Raw genomic sequence first — 24,285 nt, 5'->3', positions numbered from 1 at the left:
TCTCCTCCTTATGCATTAAAGAACTAAATCTTCACCTGAAAATACAGGTCCATCACAACAAGTTCTCTTATTACCATGTTTAGTCTTACAAGTACACACTAAACATGCACCAACCCCACATGCCATGTGATTCTCCATAGAAACATATAAAGGAATTATCTTGTCCCCACACATGTTTACAACCTTTTTCATCATTGGTTCGGGACCACAGCATAATACCATATCATAATTTTCCGGGTGAAAAATATCAGTTATATATCCTATTGTTTCTTTGCCTTTGCCAACTTCTACAGAATAATAGATATTATCTACAAATTGTTCAAATCTATCCAATATATAAGTATCCTTTTTAAATCCTGCATAAAGGTCTATTTGAATATTTCCTTTATTTAAAGTTTCCTTTATATTTTTTACTAGGTATAGCATGGGTGCAATGCCTATTCCCCCTGATACTATGGAAATCTTGCCATTTATTTTATCAATATCAAATCCATTTCCAAGGGGACCTGTTAATTTAACTTCATCACCTTGATTTAATAAAGATAATTTTTTAGTTCCATTTCCAACTACCTGATATAAAAAAGTTATCTTATTTTCATCCAGATAGCATATACTTATAGGTCTTGAGAGAAGTGGATACATGTTCCATGATCTCAACATATAAAATTGTCCGGGCTTTCCATTAAAATTACCTTTAAATTCAATTTCATATATATTATCTTTAATTCTAGTATTTTTATCTACTTTACAGGCAATATACTCTAATTTATCTTCCAAATGCATCTTCTCCATTTCTATAATATAAAAATATATTATAAACTTTTATTTACTTCTTCTAATATACTGTCTCTCATCTTAATTACTTCTAATCTTGCACACTCTGCATAATCTGTGTAATTATCATATTTTTTATATGCCATTAAAATTCCTCGAGAAGAATTTACTACACCACCATTACCGTCTTTCAAATATACGGCAACGTCTTTGGCAGCTCCGCCCTGTGCTCCATATCCCGGTATTAGAAAAAACATACTGTCTAAACTTTTTCTAAGCTCTTTACCTTCTTCAAGATGAGTACATCCCATAACTCCTCCAATGGAACTATATCCACATTGGCCAAGATATTTATCTCCCAATTCTTTAACTTTTTGTCCTAAAACATTATAAACTTTTCCATTTGATTTTGTATCTATGTATTGAATATCTCTTGCTCCATCATTTGATGTTCTTACAAGGACAAATGCTCCTTTGTCTTTCTTTTGTACATATGGCAAATATGGATCTATAGTATCAAGTCCCATATATGGATTCAAAGTTATGAAGTCACTTTCAAAGTCACCTTCAAAATGGGCTTTTGCATACATTTCTGCCGTCTTTTTTATATCTCCTCTTTTAATATCTGCAATAGCTATGGAATTTTTACTCTTAATGTATTTTAGTGTGTTTGAATAAACTTTCAGGCCTTCAATTCCAAGAGCCTCATAATATGCAATTTGTACTTTAAAACAAGCTGCTACATCAAAAGTACTGTCAATTATATTTTTATTGTATTCAAATATAGTATCACAAATATTTTCACTGGACTTTACAATATCATCAGGCATATATTCAACTGCAGTATCCAGACCTACACATACATTTCCTCTACTATTTACACTTTCATATAGTTCATCTATTATCATAAAATACAACCTTTCTAAACAGGAAAATCCGCATCAGTATAAATTTCATCACAATAATTACATCTATATTCTCCTAACTCTTCGTCGGATAAATAAAATTCTTGTTGTAAATTTTTTTCTACTGAACTTATACACCTGGGATTTTTGCATTTAATTACACCTTTTATACTCTTTGGTAATTTTAATTTTACCTTTTTATCTATAACTTCATCTTTTATTATATTTATAGTTATATTTGGATCTATAAATCCCAATATAGTAAAATCAATTTCCAATTTATTTTCTATTTTTATTATATCTTTTTTTCCCAATTTTCCACTTTGAGCATTCATTATAAACGCTACTGAATAATCCACATTATTTAATTTCAAATAATTGAATATCTTCATTCCGTAGCCTGCTTTTATATGATCTATCACAATTCCATTTTTTATACTATTTATTTGAAGCATATTCTAATCCCCTCCTATAATTCCAAGCCTAAAAGTTTCATTATAAGTGCTTCTCTAGCATAAACCCCATATTGGGCCTGTTTAAAATAACATGCTCTTGGATCATCATCTACTTCACATGCAATCTCATTTACTCTTGGAAGTGGATGAAGGACTATCATTCTTTCAGGAGCCTCCTGCATTTTAAGTTTATCCAAGATATAGCTGTCTTTCAACCTAATATACTCTTCTTCATTAAAAAATCTCTCTTTCTGAACTCTTGTCATATAGAGTATATCCAGTTCCCCTATAACCTCTTCTAGCTTTTTAGTTTCCTTATATACTACATTATTTTTATCTAGTTCCCTTTTTATATATTCAGGTACTTTAAGTTCGCGGGGAGATATTAGAGTGAAACTATTATTTTCATACATGGACATAGCTTTTATAAATGAATGTACGGTTCTTCCGAACTTAAGGTCGCCGCAGCAGCCTATTTTTAGATTTGACAATGATCCTTTAATAGATCGAATTGTTAAGAGATCTGTAAGTGTTTGTGTAGGATGCTGATGGCCACCATCCCCTGCATTTATTACAGGTATTTTCGAGTATATAGATGCCACTTTGGGTGCACCTTCTTTAGGATGTCGCATTGCCACTACATCAGCATAACAACCTATTATTCTTATAGTATCAGCTATATTTTCACCTTTGGACACAGAAGTAGAGTTAGGTTCTGAAAACCCTATTACCTTGCCTCCCAATCTAAGCATTGCGGTTTCAAAACTAAGCCTTGTTCTAGTACTTGGTTCATAAAATAATGTGGCTAAAATCTTTCCATCGCAGCAATGTGAAAAATCTTCAGGATTTTTAACTATCTGGTCTGCTAAATCAAAAATCTCGTTTAATTCTTGTTTAGAAAAATCTTTTATATCTATAAGATGCCTTCCATTTAACATTTATAACTCCTCCTTCTTAGCCTCTCAGTGCTAAATTTAAAGGTATAAAAAATGCCCTCATAAAAAGAAGGCATAAATATACTATATAAACTACAAAGTACACCTTCCAAGCCTCTCTGGACTCATTTAAAGGTAATATTTTATTGTATTAAATATAGCATAAGGTACAATTAATGTCAACTAAAAATCTTATAAATAGTTGTACACATTTTAATCATTCTGCATACTATATTAATGTATATTTTATAGAGGTGTTTTCAATGTATAATTTAAAACCTGAAACTTTTGATTTTAGATCCGTAAAAGGTATTTCCCAAAGACAACTTGATGAACATTATAAATTATATAAAGGATATGTAGACAATCTAAATAAAATCTGGAATACGCCGTATATTCCCAATAATTTTAGTGACAGCAATCCAACTTATTCAAAAATGCGAAGCTTGAAACTTGGAGAAACCTATTCACTGGATGGTGTAAAACTCCACGAGCTCTACTTTCAAAATATGACAGGTGGCAGTAAAAATCCTTATGGACCTGTGCTTAATGCTATAATAGATCAATTTTCATCTTATGATAATTTTATATCTTATTTTACAAATGTAGGATTATCCATGAGAGGATGGGCTGTTCTAACTATTGATTCAATTGACAACAAATTCCACATAATAGGAAGTGACCTACATGATAAAGGGGCGATTTGGCTTTCATATCCAATATTAATACTTGATGTATACGAACATGCCTATTTTATGGATTTCGGAACAGATAGGAAAAAATATATTTCTGAATTTATAAAAAACATAAACTGGAATGTGTTGAATTCAAGATTTCAAAAATATGTTTATTTAATGCAATTTAAAAAGGCTAGACAATACGGTCAATATCCCTTTAGATTTTTCTACTAACATTTTAAATATTGCATATAAAAAATGTGCATAATATACATTATATAGTGTAAGTTATGCACATTATCCACAATATGTTGTGGATAACTTTATAATATAAGAAAATAAACATCTGGTATCATCCAAATGCCTACTTCCCCCTCTAAGTCTCAATCTTAGGACAAGTTCTATTATATATGTAATTTATTGTAAAATCAAGCATTAATTTCTATATGACGAATATAATCAAATTTTTTATTAAGCTGGTAACATTAGATACATATTTTTATTATCAAAAAGGATATAATATATTTAGAAAATATATGGAGGTTAAAATTATGAATACTCTAATCAAAAATATAGAATTTTCCAAAGTACTTAATTTAAAAGAACTGGTTTCATATCAAGAAGGTCAAGTTATAAGTAGAACTCTTGCTCAAACACCTAATGCAAATATTACTTTATTTTCTCTTGATAAAAATGAGGGGATAAGTAAACATATAACTGCAGGAGATGCAATGGTACAAATTCTAGATGGTACAGCGGAGATTACAATAGATAATAATACTTTCACTGTTAAAGAAGGAGAATCTATAATAATGCCCTCAAATATTCCACATTCACTTCAAGCTTGTGAAAGATTTAAAATGTTACTCACTGTTATAAAACACTAGTTTATTTAGCTAGTGTTTTATTTTTATGATAAAATAATACATAATATGTGAATAATAATTTATTCAAAATAGGTGGGTGTATTATTTATGAAAAGAGTAATTTTTCTTGTAGACATGGATGCTTTTTTTACAAGTTGTGAGTCAACACGTCATCCCGAAATTTTAAACAATCCTGCTGTAGTAGCTGGTGATCCTAAAAAACGTTCAGGTATTATATTGACTGCAAATTATGAAGCTAGAAAATTTGGTATCAAAACACCCATGCTATTAAACAAAGCCTTAAAACTTTGCCCACACTTAATTATTATTGCCCCGGATCGAAATTTTTACAAACAAAAATCTAAAGAAGTTATTGATATTTTATCATCATACACTCCATTAATTGAACAAAATAGTATTGATGAGGCATGGCTTGATATGACAGGCTGTGAAAAAATATTTGGAAATCCAAAAGAATCGGCAAAACTTATTGGAACACGCATAAAAAATAAATTAGGGCTAAGTTGCTCTATTGGTATATCTGAAAATAAATTTCTTTCAAAAATGGCTTCTGAAATGAAAAAACCTTCTGGAATTACAGAACTTTGGGGAAAAGATATTAAGACCAAACTTTGGCCTCAATCCATTAATTATATGTATGGAGTTGGTAAACACACTGCTGAAAAGCTTAAAAATATAAAGATTGAAAATATTGGTGAATTAGCTCTTTTCAATAAAAATATTCTTATAAAAAAGCTAGGTAAAATGGGTTCTGAACTCTATGCACTTGCCAATGGAATTGACGACTCACCTGTTAGACCCCATTCTCATGATGATATAAAATCCATTGGTAGATCTATTACACTTTCTAACGATATTTTTGATATGGAATATGCAAAAATAGTTTTAATGAAACTTTGTGATGCAGTTGGAATGGCAGCAAGAAAATATAACAAAAATGGTCGTATAGTCCAATTAAGCATAAAATATTACAACTTTCATGCCATTACAAGAAGGGCAACTATACCTGAAACTTGTTTGGTAAAAGATATATACTCAGCCAGCATTAAATTAATTAAAAACAACTGGAGTTCAAATACACCTATTCGCCTTCTTGGAATAAGTCTTAGTGGATTTTCAGAAGAAAATAGTTGTGCTAAACAGATATCTATATTTGAATTACCTAAAATAAAACATGATACAGAAATCCCAAATAAATCTGAAAAAATAGAAGATGTTATTAGCAGCATAAGGAATAAATATGGTTTTTCAATTATAACTAGAGCTGTTCTAATAGATAAAAGTTCAAAAGATAAGTCATAACACATATATTATATAACATTTATTTCCTTGTATTAAAATTGTTCTTTAAAATCACACTAATAAATATAAGGGAGGTTTTAATAGATGAGAAAAAAAGAAAAAACAGCTACAAATAATCAATGGACATCAACACCTGAGAAAACAGCTGAACAATTAGGTGCTGCGCATAGGAAGAAAAAAACAGCTACAGACAATCAATGGACATCAACTCTAAAAAATAATATTGATGAAGATAATAACTAGATATTAAATTATTAAATGAAGAGATATGCATTTGGAGTCAGTAAATACTTATCTCTTCATTTAAACATTTAAAGGAATGTTTGACGCGTAACTATTTATGAAATTAATGATGTTATATTCATTTTAATACTGTTTTATTAAAAAATCAACTATTTTTTTATAATTTTTATTATGTTTTGTTCATTTATATATTTATTTAATTTTTAAATATCAAAGAGGGACGAAATGTCCCTCCCCGTTTACTTACTCATTTTCTTAATTATTACTTTGTGATACCGATTCAAGGCTGAATCGAGCATCTGACTTGCAATAATTATTTCTGGATCAAGCAAATCTTTCTTTTCTGCAATCAAAATGTTTAATTTTATCCTCAAATTTTCTAAATCTGAAGATATTTTCTCAATTTTTGACATCATATTACCTCCCTCCCTAAATAAGTATAAGAAAGAAGTAATATCTTGGAAATAAAAAAATAAGTGCACTGCTTGCCAAAATTCAGGCTTACATTTGCACTTTTATAGTATTAAATACTATATTTAGAATTATATATTACATATTATAAAACTGTTCAATTTTTGTATTTGGAAATATCCATTTTAGCACGTCATATACTTTATATTGAACTTCTGTTTCATCTTCAATGTTCCAATATTGATGACATAATTCTTCAAGTATAATAGTAATTATTTGAGATTCTTCAAACTTTAAATCTCTCCATCGTTTAACTGCATAAACTGCTAGGCAGAATTGATTGCCAATACTATCATCCTCCATCCGCAGTGAAAGACTACCCTCTTCTGTAATAACAGCCGTTATTCTCATAAGCTCTGAATATTTTTTATGCTCAAAATTTAATTGTTTAACAATAGCTTGCAAAGCGATGGAAAAATATTTGGCCTCATTATCATTTAAAGCATATGCAGTAAATATTTCAAATTTGTCTTTTAATTCATCTGGAACTAAAGGGACTTTACTTGGGATTAACTTTTTTAAAATCATTACAACACCTCAATCTTCATAAAATATTATTACACTTTATATTAACATTTTATGGTAGTATATTGAAACACTTTATAGAAATTGACGTTTAAATGGCGAACTATTATGTTACTTTTTTATCTCTTACATATTCTATTGTATATTGCTTTTGTTACGATAATGTGCCCATTTTATTAACTGATTATTTAGTTAATAACTTTGAGCAATATCCGGAGTTTTAAAACTTGAATACAGATGAGATACAACAGAATTGTAGTAGTATTTTTTATCTTTTGGATATTCAATAGTAAAAGTATTTTTAGAACCTTCCCCAACTACTATATCCTTATAGATTATTTTATCTCCATGAACCCATGAAAATACAACTTCATTATCTACTTTCTTTTTATATGATGCATTTGGATGCTCTTTAATCAGATCATTATATATAGACATAGGAGTATCATTTGATACATTATTACTGCCATATACAGTAAATTTTGCACTATTATCAGAATTTTCCAATGAAATACCATCCCCATTTTCCGATGATTCCAATTTTATCTTTAATATATCCGGATATTCTATAGAAAATCCATATCTCTCATTTTTATAAAATATGTATGAAATTTGCTTTTCTGAATTGTTTTCATTGATATTACTTGCGTATTTGCCATCAGACTTATTATTTGTATTTGAATTATCATTTTGCTTATTATTTGAACTATTATTTGAGTTTTTAATTTTATTTTGTTTTAAACTCTTAGCAAAGTTAATACTATCTTTAATATTTGAATCTTGCTTATAATTTAAACACTGTTTATATAGAGCTATAGCTTCATCATATTTACCTGAATCCATGTATTTATTTCCTGCATTTATCAATTCATTATAGGATTGAATTTCATTATATCTATTTATCCCAAAAACTATTGCCATAAGTGCTATAAACAATGATATAATTATAAAAATTTTTTTCTTGAATTTAGCCTTACTCATCTCCATTTTCCACCTTTATTTACATAAATTAAGACTATCCAATTTCGAATAGTCTTTTTTACTATATCATAATATTATAATTAATGGCAATAGTCCAAATGTTGGAATGTAATGAAAATCAAAATAACTTTATTTATACAAAACTGCTATTAAATTCTATCTATATTGTTTTTAAATTTTACTTTTTTCATTTCTTAGTTTTTTGTTTGGTAAGAAAATTATCAACAGTTGTAGATTATACAGATAACAACTTTGTATTTATATAATATTCAAATTTATTAAAATATCAATAAGTTTACATATTACATAATATAGTCATATATTTGGGCTCTTTTTTCCAGTTTGCTTAAAATTAGATTGATCCGGAATTAAAATTGAAATTAAAACCATAATACAACCAATTATCATCGCAAAAGAAACACTTTCCCCTAATATAAAATAAGAAAAAATACATGCTGTTATACTTTCCAAAGACATGATCAAACTTGATATTGCAGGCGAAATAATTTTTTGCCCCTTTAATTGGAATAAAAAACCTATTCCCAATTCAAAAACCCCACAATAAAAAGTTCCAAACATAGCTTTTCCACTTACGCTTTTTGGGAAAGGTTCAAATAAAAAAGCAAAAATAATCGCCAAAATACCGCATGTTAGAATCTGAATCGTATGGATTCCTGCTGATGGTACTTGTTTTGGAATATCATCAATTTTTATAATATAAACTGTATAAATGATTCCACAAATCAAGCACAATATATCACCTGAACTAATACCAATTCCTTTATCCAAAGTAATAAACCCAATACCTGACATGCAGATAACTGCAGCAATTATATCCTTCAAACTTAGTTTTTTGCTTTTCCAAAAGAACTCAGTAAATGGAATCAATATTACATATATATTTGTAATAAATGCACTTTTCCCCGCAGTTGTTCTATTAATCCCTTCACTTTGAAAAAACATTGCACAAAATAGAATACTCCCCAGTATTATTCCATTTTTTATACTTCTCTTTGAAAATCCCTTTAAACCTTTATGATAATATAAAATCATAAAAATTGAAGCAAATATAAATCGTATTGCTAAATTCCAAATTGGAGTCAATGATTTTAGAGAATCTTTTACAACTGCAAAGGAACTTCCCCATATTAAACTGCAAATTAATAAATATTCAATTCCCTTAGCCTTCATATTTTTATCCATAATGTTTCCTTTCTAAAAAATCGGGACTATTACAAATGTAATAGTCCCGATTTTTTAACTTTATCTTGAAGACTTTACCCTTGTCATAACATCTACCATTGCAGATGTTGAATTTGCGTCAAAATCATTAATATAAAACAACTGCTTTTTCATTTTATCCGTTAATACACAAGCTGTATTTTTTGAAAGACTATCAGGTAGATGTGAAACTGCCGCTTTATTCAAGCATACATATTTATATTCCTCCGTAAGTTTTGCTGATACATCCGGTCTTAAACAATAATTAATAAATAATTCTGCTTCCTTTTTATGTTTGCTTCCTTTGAGCAATACAAAATTATCAATGGAAAACGATTTTTTCTCACTATCCATCACAATTTGTAAATCCTTATTCTGTTCCATTGCCTGAAGTGCATCTCCACTATATACATTAGCCACAGAGATTTCACCTCTTGCAAGCATTGTCCTAGCATCACTTACATCTGAAATGGACTTAACATAATTTTTCATATTGTTCCAATAGTTTATTGTTGACTTAATTGTATTTACATCATGAGCTGTTGGATCCTTACCCATGGCAGTTAATGCAATAGATATATCATCCTGTGGATCATCTGTTAAAACAATATTATTCTTCAATACATTATTCTTTAAATCACTCATTTTATTTATAGCTACACCTGATTTATCCAGCATTTTTTTATTTCCAACCCACAAGCTTACAGTTCCCATATATGGTACCGTATATTGATTGTTCTTATCATATTGTAAGTTTTTATAACTTGGATCTATGTTTTTAAGATTTGTGATTGCATTTTTGTCATAAGGCTCAAGAAATCCTTTTTCTTTCATTGATCTGATATAATAATTGGTTGGAACAGCTATATCATATTGTCCTTTTTTCCCTGCAATTAATTTAGCCATCATTTCATCATTTGATTCATATGTGGACTGTACAACTTCAATTCCATATTCCTTTTTAAAACCATCAAGCACATCTTGTGTCATATATTCAGACCAATTATAAAGATAAAGCTTATCTGCATATCCATTTTTCTTTGCTTTAGAATCTTGACATCCTGAAAAAAGTGCTGCCAGAATTATACAGCATATTAGAACAACCAAAGTTTTCTTTTTCACAATTATTCCCCCTTATTGAATACTAATTTTCCATTTATATATGTTTGACATATTTTTGTCTTATAAAGCTCAAAAGCGTCGATAGACAGCACATCTTTATCCAAAACAACAAAATCGGCATCTTTTCCAACTGAAATTGTCCCCTTCCTACTCTCAAGGTTACTTTCATAAGCTCCATTTACTGTAAGCACCATAAGTGCTTCTTCTACAGAAATTCTTTCGTTAGGATTAAGTGCTTCCACTCCTTTCCTGCCAGTTTCAACACGATTTACCATGAGATGAAGACTTGTCATTGTATCTGCAGGAACGGTAACTGGCCAATCACTTGCCTGACTTGTAACAATACCTTTTTTTATGAAAGAAGCTGCCGGATATTCCTTGTCTGCACGTTCTTGTCCAAGAAATGGAACCTCCAGGTTTCTATAATAAATTGGATTTTTAAAATGCCAATATGGATTTATTACTGCTACTATGTGTAACTGTTTCATACGATCTATTTGTTCTTCTTCAACAACTTGCAAATGTGTAACTGCATTTCTCCTATCAAAAATTGCCGTTTTATTTTGTGCATACTCATACGCATTTAAAATACAATCAAGTGCCGCATCTCCTATCGCATGTGTATGGACTACATATCCTTCTTTTATGGCCCTTGTTACCAATTTGTTAAGCTGATCTTGATCAAATAAACTTTCTCCAAAATCTCCTGGTGCATCATTATACTCTTCTCTTAAAAAAGCAGTATGAGCTTCAACTACACCATCTATAAATATTTTCAATGTTGTAAGACGTACTTTGTCATAATTAATTTTATTTTTGAGAATCTTTGCTTTTTTAAATACTTCTTCATAATCATCATTTGGTTCTAATGTATACGCCTCTGTGAAGGTAATTTTTAGTTTTCCTTCCCTGGCAAGTTCTGCATAAGCTTCATATCTCAAATCATAATCTTTTCTCTTGTCAAGCATCGGTTCGAATACATTAGTTACTCCTGTAGAAAGCGCCATACTCTGATATGCCAATATACCTTTTTTGTAATCATCTTTGGTATAAGCCGGCATAATATTTTGTATTAAACTTCCTGCCAGTTCCTTCAGCCATCCCGTAGGTTTTCTGGTACATGGATATCTTACTATTATTCCCCCGTCAATTTCAGGAGTTTTTTCATCTATTCCAGCCATACTCATAGTTTTAGAGTTAATCCAAAAAGTATGCTCGTCTTCACTTACCATTATAATTGGAATTTGATTTGAAACTTTATCCAGCATAGCTGCTGTAGGTCCAATTTCATCAAAAACCCCATTTTGGTATCCCTGACCAAAAATTATATTAATATCATCATTATTTTGATAAAATTGTTTTATTTTTTCCAGGTATTCTTCAGCAGTCTCTACTTCATGAAGATTTACTCCAAGTACAAGATCAGTAGTACTTGTAACATGTGCATGGCCATCAGTCATTCCGGGTATGATAATTCCCTCTTTATTTTCGATAATTTTGGTGTTATTTCCAAAATATTTTGAAATTTCACTTTGCTTTCCAACAAATACTATTTTGCCATTCTTTACTGCAAATGCCTCTGCCAGCGGCAGCAGTTTGTCTGCAGTAAATACTTTTCCTTTCACAATAAGATCTGCTTTCATAGTCAAGCCTCCCTTTTTTTAAGAAATACCTTCTTCACTAAAAAATACATTAAATATGTAAATATAATTACAAACATAATTAGTGAAGATAGTGCATATACATCAGTGGATATTTTTCCTCTTACCATGCCATATACCTTAATTGGGAATGTAATTTGTCCAGCTCCACAAACAAAATAGCTTATAATAACATCATCAACAGATAATGTTATTGACAAAAATGCCCCTGAAATAATACCTGGAACTAGCATTGGAAGTGTAACCCGTTTTAATGTATGCCATTGATTGGCTCCTAAATCCATTGCAGCTTCCTCAATTGACCGGTCAAAATCAGCAATACGAGCCCTCAAAGTAATAATTACAAATGGCACACAAAATGTAACATGTGCAAAAATCAAAGTGGCAAATCCCATGCTAAAGCCCATTAATGTAAATGCTGCCAGAGAGGCTATACCTATTACTAATTCTGGAATTACAATCGGTATATAAAGAAGACTATCAATAAATTTTTTCAACTTAAAATCATATCTGTACATACATACAGTTGCAAGTGTACCTAAAACAACTGAAATGATCGTACTCACAGCTGCCAATTCTATTGTTAAAATCATATAGTCTATCAATTGATCTCCTTGAAATAAATGCTTGTACCATTCCAATGTAAAGCCTTTAAATACAATATTACTGTCATTTGTATTAAATGAATAAATTATTACCATTATAATTGGAAGATACAAAAACAAATACACTAAAAACATAATAGTATAGGAGAAAAATCCTAATTTTTTCTTTTCTTTTCGCTTAATATTCTTCATTATCTTCCCCCTTATGCCAATTCATCCATATTTCCAACTTTAGAATACAATTTTATGATCACCAAAGTAAACACAATTAATAATACGGAAAATGCTGCACCAAAACACCAGTTACGTGCCACCATAAATTGATTTTGAACTAGATTTCCAAGATAAGTTGAATTTCCTCCACCCATGACATCCGATACATAAAATGCTCCCAGGCTTGGAATAAACACTTGAATTGTACCTGCGAAAATACCAGGCAAAGTCAGAGGAAAAATAACTCTGAAAAACGTATGCACTTTTTTTGCCCCCAAATCATTGGCAGCTTCTATTAAAGTAGAATCTATTTTTGAGATAGATGTTTGAAGCGGCAAAATCATAAATGGAAAAAATTCATATATCATACCAAACAATACAGAATTATCTGTATATAGCATTTTAATTGGGGAAGAAATTATGCCAAATTTCATTAATATGTTATTTATTATCCCAGAATCCCTTAATATATTTGCCCAACCATTTAACCTTATTAAACCATTTACCCAAAATGGAAGCATAATAAGCAGAAGCAAAAACGCCCTCTTTTTAGGTTCTACCTTACTTACTAAAAATGCAAAAGGATACGAAATAACAAGACATATCCAGCTGCTATTAAATGCTAAAACTATAGACTTCCATACTACTTTCATATATAGTGGGTTAAATATCTGCTTGTAGCTGTCTAGAGAAAACTTCCATTCTACACCTCCATATTGACTACGTGTTGCAAAACTTATAGCAAGCACATAGATAAGAGGCAGCAGGAGAAATAAAAAAAGCCATATTCCTGTAGGACCTATCATGGATAATATTGTCAATTTATTATTACTTTCCTTATTCTCCTTGTTTTGTAAAACCATATGTCTTCCCCCTTCTACTTAAATACTGCGTCGTTAATTATATTATAAAGTGAGTCATCTTTAGTATGCATTACAACTGCTTTTTCCAAATCCCAATAAACATTTACAAGTGTACCTTTAGAATTAAGCTCCGTATCAGGGTGGTTATTTAATTTTATACACTTTCCACTAGGTAATTGAACTACTGTCTTTATATTGGAGCCTGTGTATATATGTTCCTTAATAACACCATTTAAGCAAAACCCTTCTATTGGTTCTTTTGACAACTTCATATGTTCTAAACGAACCGATATACTGACTATTTCATTCTCATTAAATTCATTTCCAATTGCTGATACAGATCCATCTTCTATAACAAGTTCAAGATTTTTTCCAATTTTCTTTGAAACTGTTGCTTCAAATATATTTGATTCTCCAATAAAGTCTGCTACAAACTTTGTCTTAGGTTGTTCATAAATCTCTTTTGGAGTTCCAATCTGTTCGAGAATACCCTTGTTCATAACTCCAATACGGTCACTCATAGTAAGAGCTTCTTCCTGGTCATGTGTAACATAAACAAAAGTAACTCCTAATTGCTGTTGAAGATGTTTTAACTCCAGCTGCATTTGTTTCCTAAGTTTTAAATCGAGTGCCGCCAATGGCTCATCTAGGAGCAGTACCTTGGGATTATTTATAAGAGCCCTTGCTATGGCAACACGCTGTTTTTGTCCACCAGACATTTCACTTGGCTTCCTTTTTTCAAAATTATTTAATTGTACCAGTTCCAAAATTTCTTCAACTTTTTTCTTAATTTCACTTTTTTTTATCTTTTTTTCTACCAATCCAAATGCTATATTATCAAAAACATTCATATGGGGAAATAGTGCATAACTTTGAAAAACTGTATTTACATCCCTATTATATGGCTGCAAGTTAGTTGCATCTTTATTCGCAATTACAACGCTTCCTTCTGTTGGAATTTCGAAGCCTGCTATAATACGGAGAGTTGTAGTCTTGCCACAACCTGATGATCCAAGCAAGGTTAAAAATTCCCCTTTATAAATATCAAGATTTATCTTTTTCAAAACCTGATTGTCTCCAAAGTATTTGCTCACATTTTTTATTTGTACAATAGGAACAGCATTTTCATAATCCACATAAACCACTCCTTATATTATTAGACTAACACCAATTTATAAAATGTCTCTGCCTCGTTCACCTGTACGAATTCTCATTACATCTTCTATATCTGATACAAATACTTTTCCATCTCCAACACTACCTGTTGACAATTTTTCTACCATTTGAGACAATATGCTCTCCAGATCTTCATCCCAGACAATTGTCATAACATATAACTTTGGAAGCAAATTAATACTTAATCCCAATTTTTCAAACTCCGGGTTTTTAAATCCTTTTTGATGACCACATCCCATAGCAGACATTACTGTAAGACCGCTATATTCATTTTTAGATAAAATTTTTTTTAAATCATCTAATTTTTCCGGTCTAATAATCACTTCAATTTTTTTCATAGCACTACCTCCTTAATAATATCTCTACATTTATTTTTATAATGATGATTATAAACTATTGTATAATACCATGGTCAATACAATATTTTATCTATCGTAAACTTTTAAATCTGTCATATCTTAGTGCTGTAATATCAACTGCTGTCTTTTTACCCTCTACCATTTGTGCAAGCATATATCCAACTGCAGGAGCTGTTCCAAAACCATGTCCTGTAAATGCACATGCCAGTATCAATCCAGGTACTTCATCGATATGACTGATAACCGGTACTCCATCAATGCTTAAGTCTAACCAACCGCCCCAGCTTCTTACAATATTTGCGTCTTTTAAAACAGGAATATATCCCATAACGGCACGGCAACCGGCAGACATAGTAAGAGAAGACGTCCTCAAGTCATCCAATTTCATGTCGTTTGCCTCCTCAAGTCCAGACTCGGAGCCAAATACAAAAGATCCATGCTTACATTGGTGTCCGTAAAAATCTGCATCGGCTGTTCCAAGCATCATATCAAACATTGAAATCTGCATTTCAGTTACAAGTGCCTCTTCAAAATATCTGGTCATTGGTATGTCAATTCCCACTGTTCTTGCTATTTCACGACTTTCATAGCCTGCAGCTAAAATAATATTTTCTCCTTCAAAAATTGTACCGTCTTCCAATATTACCTGACGTGCCTTCCCATGGAATTTTTTAATTGCTGTAACTTTAGCTTCTGTATAAAATTCAACTCCCAATTCAATTGCTCTCTTGTAATATGCCAGAGTTGCCAGCATTGGATTTGCATGGCCGTCTGTAGGACACCAACTTGCTCCAATAATATCATCAGATAAATACGGGCATAATTCTTTTACTTCTTTTCCATCAATCATTCTTACATCAAGTCCCAGTTTTTGTGCCTTATCCACGAGATTTTGCAGTTTTTTCATATGTGATTCTGTCTTGCCAAGCCTTAAATTGCCCGATTGAAAATACTCTACATCCATCCCAAGTTCTTCCGACAAATTAGGCCAGAATTTTTCAACACTGTATATTGCATATGGAAGTTCACGTTCATCTCTGCCTGACTGCCTGACTCCTCCCCCATTTCTGCTTGAACCTCCATGTCCTATACTTTTTGATTCTTCAAGTACAATTACATTTTTAATGCCTCTCTTGGCAACGTAATATGCTGCTGAACTTCCAACAATACCACCGCCAATTATGACAACATCCGCATTTTTCTTCATCACAAATTTCCTCCGTCATTTCCTAATATTTTCATCTCCATCGGCCTCATTGGAGCTCGTGAGACAGCTGGCTCGACTTCAAGTGAAGGCATTTCTAGTTCCTTTGCCATTATAGATTTTACTAATCTCTCACAAGTCTGTCCCTGACATAATCCCATACCTGTTCTTAAATACCGTCTCATCTCTTCAATTGTAAAAATTCCTTGATGAACTGCCTTTCTTATCTCACCTTTTGTCACTTCTTCACACCTGCAAACCACAATATCATCATCTGCATCTGGAACGTAGTCTCCAATTCTCTTCAAGTTTTCACTTATATCAAACATTTTAGGACCTCCCCGTTTTATAAAATCTTGCTTTCATTGCCATATTTTTAGGTACTTTTATTGTAAGAAGATTTGTATGATCAAATAGCATTGCAGTTTTAACTCCAATTACTTCCGCTTCACAAACTACTTTTCCACTTCTATCCATCGCTTTTCCCTTTTCACCTTTTTCAGGCAGTGGTAAAAATTCATATGGAATCATTACACTTGCATATTTCTCTTCAAAATCTTCATCTACTAAAAAAATAGCTTGTCCGGGACACGAGGATACACACATACCACAACCAATGCATATCTTGTCTAAATCAACAATTGGCAAAGACGTTATATTTTCGCCAATTGTTATGCACCCTTTGGGACATGCGTCTTGACATGGATTACACGGAATATTTTGCGTACATTCCATTACAGGATGTATGCCTGATTTTTTAACTATCCCTGGATAACGAAAAATTTCATCATCTGATATGTAACCTCTATGCAAAAGATTCATGGATATATCAATATTCTCATCTGTCTTCTTTAATAATTTTCCGCGATTTTCCGGACCAAACATACCTTTTCTCAAATTTTCCAGGTCGCACTTCAATTTTGTATAATATTTCTCTCTTTTTTTATTACTTAAATAACCTAAAGTATATGCAATATCTATTCCTGAGATTCTCCCTTCAATCATAGCTGAACTGGCTTCTTCAATTGATGAAACATCTCCCGCAGCAAAAATACCGCCAATAGAAGTTTCACCATATTCATTACAAACAGGAATATACCCGCCTTTAGTGCTCTTCATCTGGCATCCAGCTTGTTTTAACAACTGTGACATTGGTGAAAGGCCTACTGCAATACAAATGGTATCAACATCAAAATGTTTTTCTGTTCCAGGTTTGATTTTCCAGTTTTTATCTATTTCGCCAATTACAGCACCTGTCACACACTCTTTGCCTTCCGCCTGTATAATTGTATGAGAGAGATAAAATTGCACTCCACATCTTGCTATCTTTGCAGCATGTACACCATATCCGCTTATTCTAGGCAATACATCTATTAATGCAGTAACTTCACAACCTGCCTGCATCAATTGATAACTTACAACCAAACCCACATTGCCTGTTCCAACCATCAGTACTTTGTTTCCTGGTTTAACATGGTGTAAATTCATCATTGTCTGTGCAGCTCCTGCACCTATTACTCCAGGCAAAGTCCACCCTCTAAAATTTAATGCATTTTCGCTGGCACCTGTTGCAATTAAAATAGCATCACCTTTATAATGAAATACTACATCATCCATTTTGACTGTAATTTCTTTTTCTGGATACAAACCGATTACCACAGCATTTAATTTTACCTCAACTCCATATTCTTCTGCTTTTTTTAATAATTCTTCTCCTATTTTAAATCCTCGAACTTTTGCCCTGTTTTCTTTTGAGCCGAAAAACTTATGTATCTGTTTAAAAAGTTGTCCTCCTGGTTTTGCATTTTCATCAAAAACAATTGTTGTCATACCTGCCTTTGAAGCTTCTATAGCAGCAGACAAACCTGCCGGACCTGCTCCTACAACGATTAAATCATATCTTTGCATATCAATCACTCCTCAAATGAACTTTTTTCTGTTTCCACACCATACTGTGTCTGTACTACCATTCCCTCAACAAGGGGAGTAATGCATGTGCGAACATTAGGTTTTCCATTTACAATCATTACACAATCGGTACACCTGCCAATAGCACAAAAGATTCCTCTTGGCTCATGTCTCTTTTTGGTGTATCTGTGTACCATAACTCCTGCAGCTTTTAATGCAGCTGCAATAGGCTCCCCTTCATATCCTTCCAAACTTTTTTTATCAAAAGTAAATGAAATCTTTTTTTTCTTTGTATTCCCTCCAAAAATCGGATGCTTGTCTATTCTAAACATATAATTATCTCCTTCTTTATAATCATTTAAATTATAGCTGACCTGTCCCAAAGATTAAGTTTTATACCCAGACCCTTCTTCAATGCATTTTGATAACACTCATATCCCCATGCAACATCTTCTATAGGAAGTCCTTCAATTGCCACAAGTATAACTTCATCATCGGATGTTCTGCCGGGAGCTTTTCCAGTAACAATATCACCTAAATTAATAATACTTTTTCTCTCTATCAAACCATCTTTAACCATGTTTACAAAGTCTTCACCCATACATCCAGTTGGCTTTCTATTTAAATTTTTATCGAATACTACAGGATCTTCATTGGAATAATCTTCATACATACTATAATCATCCACTACTTTCTTGATATCCATAATACTTTTATGTTCCATATTAAAAGTGCTGGCTGAAATAATTACAGCTCCCGGCTTGAACCATTCCCTTTCATATTTTGGCCACTGTCCTTCTTTAACAGAGGCAGCTTCACTAACTATATCTGCACCTCTGATTGCTTCTTCCAAAGTACTGCAAATTTTAATGTTTTTTACATTAAAATATCTACTTTCAACAAATTTTTTCATTTTTTTGGCTGTTTTTGATTCAGGTGAACTTCCTTTTATTTTCACAGTCTCAATATTCGGAAAGCATGACATAATCGCCATTGTACATGCCTTATTAATGGCACCAGGCCCAACAATAGATAATACTTTGGAATCTTTTCGAGCAAGAAGCTTGGCAGCAAGTCCCGGCATAGCTCCTGTTCTCATTGCACTCAATAGATTTGCAGACATATATGCTATTGGGACCCCTGTTTCTACATCATTTAAGGAAACCATCAGTATAGATCGCGGCAAACCACGTTGAGCGTTTCTTCCATTAGAGCCATACCACTTCTGCCCTGCTATATGAAATCTTCCTCCCAGATAAGCAGGCATGGCAATAAATCGTCTATCTCTAGAATTATTTAATGGAAAATTCGGAATATAAGACTTCTTAGGGAACTCCAACATAATTCCATGCGCATTATGATTAGGACCCCCCATTATATAATCCCCCTTACTAAGCAATGCCATTGTCTCTCCCATTACCTGTATACACATAGAAGCATCCAATACACCAGCTTTTATCATATCCTGCTCGTTTAGATACAAAAAATCAATTTTAGTACTTTCCATAAATATCTCCTCCGATTTTTATGCACTTCAAATTATTTTTATAATTTTATGTCTTATATGAACACCGCTTTAAGTTGTATTTCCTTATATGCCTACATTATATTGTCTAGTATGATACTAGTGTCAACAACATTAAATGTATTTATATAAACATAATAAATATCATGTTTTAGAATAAAACTTATTGACAAAATAGTATATTATGATATATTATTTATTAAATTATCAATTATATATGCTTTAAAATAATAATTAATCAATTTTTAATTATTATATTTGTAAATTAAAATATATTTGATAATCTATATATTAAAACTATTTTTTAAAATTCATAGTATAATACCATCTTATTGTGAAAGGAACGATTATTTTATGGTCAATGAAAATTGTTATAAAATCGGAGAAATATCCAAGTTGTTCAACATAGGGCTAGATTCCCTGCGTTATTATGAAAAAGTAGGAATCTTATCTCCAAAAAGAGACCCTATAAACAATTACCGTATTTATACTCTTGATGATATTCGTGAAATTGCTATAATTCGTGAACTCATGGAATTACGTTTTCCATCAAAACAAATAAAAGAATTAGGCAAGAACAGAAATTTAAGCACATCCATGGAATTATTAGAACATGAAATAACTGTTGTAAATGAATCCATTGTAAATCTATATCAAATCAAGGAAAGCTTAAATGCCAGGCTGTCTTCAATTAAAACAATTCTTGAGAATTCCATTGAGTTTTACCAAATCAAGATTTTAAGTTTTCCAGAAAGATCCTGTATTATGATTAGTGAAACGAATCTTCCAGATCGCATGGTTACATATGCAGCCACAGAATATATGCACAAAACAAAACAAAAATTTCCTATAATAGGTTCCTGTGATTGTTATACTCTTGATCTAGAAAATAGCAATCCAGATTCGGATTATTATAAAACAGAAAATGTATTTTTCTACTCCGAAAATTCCAATTATGCAGGCAACTATTTTCTTCCTGCTGGGAAATATTTATCTTTACTTTATAGAGGTGACTTGAAACAGACTAGAAAATATATCCCTAAAATGTTTGATTTTGCGAAAGAACATAACCTTGATGTTATTTCACATCCCATTGAAATAGGACATATAGACTGCTATGAAACTTTGGACGAAGAGGAATTTATAACTGAGATACAAATACCTGTAAAGCCTTTAAAAAAGCGTGTAAAATTAAATATAAATTAAAAAATTCAACTGTCTCATATAAAAACAAGAGACAGTTGAATTTTGAATACATATCTAAAATAAATGAGGCTCATTCCATAAATTCAGTTTTGCTCCTTTTCCAAGCAACAATGCTTTTTTATAACATTCGTATCCCCATGCAATATCTAAAATTGGCATACCTCCAGAACTTATTAAAAACATCTCATCTTCAGACATTCTTCCTGGGGTAACACCTCGAATAATATCACCTAATGAGCGAACATCATCCTTGCTTATCTTACCATCTTGTATCATATCAACAAAAAACATTCCCGGTGTACCAGTAGATATCCTTTTACCAGTTTTATTATCATGATGTTCATAAGTAGTAATATAATTTTCATACATATGAATATTATCAACTACTTTAGTCATATTATTACAAATAAACTCTCGATCTATTTCCATTGTTCCAGAAGAAATGAGTATACAGCCTGGTTTTAACCAATTACTGTCAAATACAGGCCATTCACCTTGTTTTGCAGATACAGCTTCACTAATAATATCGGCATTCTCTACTGTTTCCTGTAAAGTACTACAAACTTCTACACTCTTTATCCATGAGTAATTTTTACAAATAAATTCTGATAAATCTTTAGCCGTCTTTGATGTTATAGAACTGCCTTTTATTTTAATCTTCTCAATATCTTTAAAATATGGTAGAATACTTACAATGCAAGCCTTATTTATTGCTCCTGCACCAACTAATGCAATAACCTTTGAATTCTTTTTAGCTAAATGTTTTGCTATAACTCCAGACATGGCACCAGTTCTCATTGCACTTAACAGATTAGCCGACATAATTGCCAATGGTTTACCTGTTTCTACATCATTCAATATCATTAGCAATATAGAACGTGGTAATCCTTTTTCATTATTGCCTCCATTGGAACCGTACCACTTTTCTCCTGTAAGATGAAATCTTCCACCAAGATAAGCTGGCATTGCCATAAAACGTCTATCCCTTGTATCTGCAATTGGGAATTCCTTTATCTTAGATTTTTTAGGAAATATTACTTCAATACCATGTTCATTGTTATCTCTACCTCCCATTAAATAATCACCTTTACTTAATAAGATGTTTACTTCTTCCATAACTTCTACACAACGTTCAGCTTCCAAAACACCAGAATCTATCATATCTTCTTCACTTAAATATAAAAATTCAATCCTTTTTTCCATTGTTTACACCATCCATTCAAAATCAAAAGCATAATTTATAAATTTTTATAATGTCCTTTTTATATAAAGGCACCATACATTCTTCAGTTCCTGATTCGCAAGCCTTTTCAGCCATTATTTCAAATTTATCCCTTGTATTAATGCCTAAATCCCTCAATCTACACTTTAATCCCATGTCTTTAAATAATCTTTTGGTTTTCTCTATAGCTATCTCTGCAATTTGCATATTAGACAGATCTGAATTTATTCCAAATACATTTTTTCCATAATTTAAAAATATTAATGCCGTTTTTTCATTTAAAATGTATTTCATTAAAGCAGGAATAATTACTGCAAGTCCATGTCCATGTGTAACGTCATAATATGCACTTAACTGATGTTCCATGGCATGAGCCGGCCAGGGTCCCATTTTTCCACATGCTATAAATCCATTAATAGCCCAGCTTGCTGTCCACATTAAATTAGCCCTGGCATCATAGTCATCAGGTTTTTTACATGCTATAGGACCATAATGAACACAAGTTTTTAGCATTCCTTCAATTATACGTTCCTGAAAATATGTATCTTTTACACCATTAAAATATACTTCAAATAAATGCGAAATAATATCAACAGTTCCACAAGCGGTCTGATATGCTGATACTGAAAACGTATTTTCCGGATCTAAAATGGAATACTTGGGATATAACAAATAATTTTCAATTTCCATCTTGTCATTAGTTTCCTCATTAGAAATTACAGAAAAACAATCCATTTCAGATCCAGTGGCTGCTAAAGTCAGTATAGTAATAATTGGAAGAGTCTCTTTTACCAAACTATTATCCAGCACCAAATCCCATACCTTTCCATTATAATAGTACCCTGCTGCTATAGCCTTTCCACAATCTATACTGCTTCCACCACCGATAGGTAAAATTACATCAATACTATTTTCTCTACAAATCTTGATTCCCTTTTCTACCATGTTTACACGTGGATTAGGTTCTACACCTGATAAATCATAGTGATTAATACCATTATCATCTAAAAGTTTAATAATACGGTCGTATAATCCTATTCTTTTTATGCTTCCTCCACCATATACCAATAAAACTTTACTGCCAAACTTATTAATAAACTTTGGAAGTTTATTTATCATTCCCTTTCCAAATGCTACTTTCGTTGGAATGGAATATATAAAATTTTGCAAAATATCACCTTCCTAAAAGAAGTAATTTTTTATTATAATAATTACTATATACTTTGGTATAATACCAAGGTCAAGTGGACTTTATAAAATAAATGAGTACAGATTGGATGATAGGCTTCAATAAATAGAACAACTTTTTAAGGAAATGATATAATAGTATAATTATGGAAAAGAAGAAATTAATCATGTCTTAATCAATGGTGAATAGATATATAATGCAGTCTGAAACTATGAAAGTGTCTAAATAAAAGAATGATCAGAGTAGAAAAGAACCAGCAGAAGTCCATATAACTGCTTAAGAAAAATAAACAACTTATTATTGCGAAGAATGATATTTTAAAACAGGCAGCGCTGATTTCTGGAAAAGAGTAGTTGAATAAATCAAAAAATAATTTTGTCCATATATAACCATATAAGAACACAAAAATACAATAATGGACTAACTCACTTTGAGGGAAGGTATGGAAACTAAAAGATTAGGTTGTTATGTTAAAAAATGATTGACCATTACAAGTTTATAATCCCAAATTTCAATTTTATGCACACTGTTGATAACTTCTAAATACTTGGATTTTAAAAAATCTACATTGTCAGTTAAGAGATCAATAAAAAGTGTTTATTCGTTTCAATAATAATAAAAAATACCCTCTTATAGAACAGAACGAAGAAAAACTT

Annotated in this window: 26 protein-coding genes; 5 read left to right on the top strand and 21 right to left on the bottom strand. The window is 31.4% G+C overall.

The annotated features are described in order from the left end of the window. Positions 1–15: 15 nt before the first annotated feature. From KM800_RS10205 to pyrB, 4 genes are read right to left on the bottom strand one after another with little or no spacing between them, the layout of a single operon-like run. Positions 16–783, bottom strand: a complete 768-nt coding sequence (locus KM800_RS10205; RefSeq protein WP_419195467.1) for a dihydroorotate dehydrogenase electron transfer subunit — start codon at positions 781–783, stop codon at positions 16–18. Positions 784–812: 29 nt separating this feature from the next. Continuing rightward, complete coding sequence (pyrF, locus tag KM800_RS10200; RefSeq protein WP_217812969.1) at positions 813–1,682, bottom strand: orotidine-5'-phosphate decarboxylase; 870 nt, start codon at positions 1,680–1,682, stop codon at positions 813–815. Positions 1,683–1,696: 14 nt separating this feature from the next. After that, positions 1,697–2,134 (bottom strand): aspartate carbamoyltransferase regulatory subunit, encoded by a 438-nt coding sequence (locus KM800_RS10195; RefSeq protein WP_217812968.1) that lies wholly within the window; start codon positions 2,132–2,134, stop codon positions 1,697–1,699. A 14-nt stretch (positions 2,135–2,148) separates the two neighbouring features. Beyond that, entirely contained in the window at positions 2,149–3,072 is a 924-nt protein-coding gene (pyrB, locus tag KM800_RS10190; protein ID WP_017751122.1) for an aspartate carbamoyltransferase, read from the bottom strand. Positions 3,073–3,332: 260 nt separating this feature from the next. Here pyrB and KM800_RS10185 point away from each other — a divergent pair, with 260 nt between their 5' ends. The 4 genes from KM800_RS10185 to KM800_RS10170 all read left to right on the top strand — a co-directional run bounded on the left by KM800_RS10185 (position 3,333) and on the right by KM800_RS10170 (position 6,178). Next, on the top strand, positions 3,333–3,980 hold the full coding sequence (locus KM800_RS10185) for a superoxide dismutase (protein ID WP_217812967.1): 648 nt from the start codon (positions 3,333–3,335) through the stop codon (positions 3,978–3,980). Between the two features lie 317 nt (positions 3,981–4,297). Further along, on the top strand, positions 4,298–4,633 hold the full coding sequence (locus KM800_RS10180) for a cupin domain-containing protein (protein ID WP_217812966.1): 336 nt from the start codon (positions 4,298–4,300) through the stop codon (positions 4,631–4,633). Positions 4,634–4,720: 87 nt separating this feature from the next. Further along, entirely contained in the window at positions 4,721–5,935 is a 1,215-nt protein-coding gene (gene dinB / locus KM800_RS10175) for a DNA polymerase IV (RefSeq protein WP_217812965.1), read from the top strand. Positions 5,936–6,019: 84 nt separating this feature from the next. Next, the gene (locus KM800_RS10170) at positions 6,020–6,178 is read left to right on the top strand and encodes a hypothetical protein (protein ID WP_217812964.1); all 159 of its coding nucleotides are present in this window, start codon (positions 6,020–6,022) and stop codon (positions 6,176–6,178) included. A 239-nt stretch (positions 6,179–6,417) separates the two neighbouring features. On the opposite strand, the gene KM800_RS10165 is transcribed toward KM800_RS10170, so the two are convergent. From KM800_RS10165 to KM800_RS10095, 15 genes are all read right to left on the bottom strand, one after another. Further along, positions 6,418–6,591 carry an aspartyl-phosphate phosphatase Spo0E family protein gene (locus KM800_RS10165; protein WP_217812963.1) on the bottom strand — a complete coding sequence of 58 codons (174 nt, stop codon included), beginning with the start codon at positions 6,589–6,591 and terminating at the stop codon, positions 6,418–6,420. A gap of 136 nt (positions 6,592–6,727) precedes the next feature. Further along, complete coding sequence (locus KM800_RS10160) at positions 6,728–7,177, bottom strand: hypothetical protein (protein ID WP_217812962.1); 450 nt, start codon at positions 7,175–7,177, stop codon at positions 6,728–6,730. Positions 7,178–7,366: 189 nt separating this feature from the next. Continuing rightward, entirely contained in the window at positions 7,367–8,155 is a 789-nt protein-coding gene (locus tag KM800_RS10155) for a tetratricopeptide repeat protein (RefSeq protein WP_217812961.1), read from the bottom strand. 315 nt (positions 8,156–8,470) lie between these two features. Then, on the bottom strand, positions 8,471–9,358 hold the full coding sequence (locus KM800_RS10150) for a DMT family transporter (protein ID WP_217812960.1): 888 nt from the start codon (positions 9,356–9,358) through the stop codon (positions 8,471–8,473). Positions 9,359–9,418: 60 nt separating this feature from the next. Continuing rightward, a complete protein-coding gene (locus KM800_RS10145) occupies positions 9,419–10,498 on the bottom strand; it encodes a polyamine ABC transporter substrate-binding protein (RefSeq protein ID WP_217812959.1) in 1,080 nt (359 codons plus the stop codon). Positions 10,499–10,500: 2 nt separating this feature from the next. Beyond that, entirely contained in the window at positions 10,501–12,141 is a 1,641-nt protein-coding gene (locus KM800_RS10140) for an amidohydrolase (protein WP_217812958.1), read from the bottom strand. A 2-nt stretch (positions 12,142–12,143) separates the two neighbouring features. Next, on the bottom strand, positions 12,144–12,956 hold the full coding sequence (locus KM800_RS10135; protein ID WP_217812957.1) for an ABC transporter permease: 813 nt from the start codon (positions 12,954–12,956) through the stop codon (positions 12,144–12,146). An 11-nt stretch (positions 12,957–12,967) separates the two neighbouring features. Then, positions 12,968–13,840 carry an ABC transporter permease gene (locus KM800_RS10130; RefSeq protein WP_017751971.1) on the bottom strand — a complete coding sequence of 291 codons (873 nt, stop codon included), beginning with the start codon at positions 13,838–13,840 and terminating at the stop codon, positions 12,968–12,970. A gap of 14 nt (positions 13,841–13,854) precedes the next feature. Then, on the bottom strand, positions 13,855–14,976 hold the full coding sequence (locus tag KM800_RS10125; protein ID WP_217812956.1) for an ABC transporter ATP-binding protein: 1,122 nt from the start codon (positions 14,974–14,976) through the stop codon (positions 13,855–13,857). A gap of 36 nt (positions 14,977–15,012) precedes the next feature. Continuing rightward, positions 15,013–15,354, bottom strand: coding sequence for a P-II family nitrogen regulator (locus tag KM800_RS10120; RefSeq protein ID WP_017751969.1), 342 nt, complete (start codon positions 15,352–15,354; stop codon positions 15,013–15,015). Positions 15,355–15,445: 91 nt separating this feature from the next. Then, on the bottom strand, positions 15,446–16,582 hold the full coding sequence (locus tag KM800_RS10115; RefSeq protein WP_217812955.1) for an NAD(P)/FAD-dependent oxidoreductase: 1,137 nt from the start codon (positions 16,580–16,582) through the stop codon (positions 15,446–15,448). After that, positions 16,582–16,908 carry a (2Fe-2S)-binding protein gene (locus KM800_RS10110; protein ID WP_017751967.1) on the bottom strand — a complete coding sequence of 109 codons (327 nt, stop codon included), beginning with the start codon at positions 16,906–16,908 and terminating at the stop codon, positions 16,582–16,584. The genes KM800_RS10115 and KM800_RS10110 overlap by 1 nt, the downstream gene beginning before the upstream one ends. A 1-nt stretch (position 16,909) precedes the next feature. Beyond that, positions 16,910–18,487 (bottom strand): FAD-dependent oxidoreductase, encoded by a 1,578-nt coding sequence (locus KM800_RS10105; protein ID WP_217812954.1) that lies wholly within the window; start codon positions 18,485–18,487, stop codon positions 16,910–16,912. A gap of 5 nt (positions 18,488–18,492) precedes the next feature. Further along, complete coding sequence (locus KM800_RS10100; RefSeq protein ID WP_017751965.1) at positions 18,493–18,819, bottom strand: (2Fe-2S)-binding protein; 327 nt, start codon at positions 18,817–18,819, stop codon at positions 18,493–18,495. A 26-nt stretch (positions 18,820–18,845) separates the two neighbouring features. Continuing rightward, positions 18,846–19,994, bottom strand: coding sequence for a tyramine oxidase subunit B (locus tag KM800_RS10095; RefSeq protein WP_217812953.1), 1,149 nt, complete (start codon positions 19,992–19,994; stop codon positions 18,846–18,848). Between the two features lie 372 nt (positions 19,995–20,366). Between KM800_RS10095 and KM800_RS10090 the strand changes: the two genes are divergently transcribed. Continuing rightward, positions 20,367–21,218: a MerR family transcriptional regulator gene (locus KM800_RS10090; RefSeq protein ID WP_217812952.1), complete on the top strand. Its 852-nt coding sequence runs from the start codon at positions 20,367–20,369 to the stop codon at positions 21,216–21,218. A gap of 54 nt (positions 21,219–21,272) precedes the next feature. Here the strand turns inward: KM800_RS10090 and KM800_RS10085 are convergent, their stop codons facing one another. Both KM800_RS10085 and KM800_RS10080 read right to left on the bottom strand, forming a co-directional pair. Continuing rightward, positions 21,273–22,421 (bottom strand): tyramine oxidase subunit B, encoded by a 1,149-nt coding sequence (locus KM800_RS10085; RefSeq protein WP_217812951.1) that lies wholly within the window; start codon positions 22,419–22,421, stop codon positions 21,273–21,275. Between the two features lie 22 nt (positions 22,422–22,443). Continuing rightward, positions 22,444–23,610, bottom strand: coding sequence for an iron-containing alcohol dehydrogenase (locus tag KM800_RS10080; RefSeq protein ID WP_217812950.1), 1,167 nt, complete (start codon positions 23,608–23,610; stop codon positions 22,444–22,446). Positions 23,611–24,285 lie beyond the last annotated feature (675 nt).

Origin of the sequence: Clostridium tyrobutyricum, assembly GCF_019144085.1 — a bacterium.
Taxonomy (GTDB): Bacteria; Bacillota; Clostridia; order Clostridiales; family Clostridiaceae; genus Clostridium_B; species Clostridium_B tyrobutyricum_A.
Note: the sequence above shows the minus strand (reverse complement) of the source record. Positions and strands in the feature narration are given on the sequence as shown.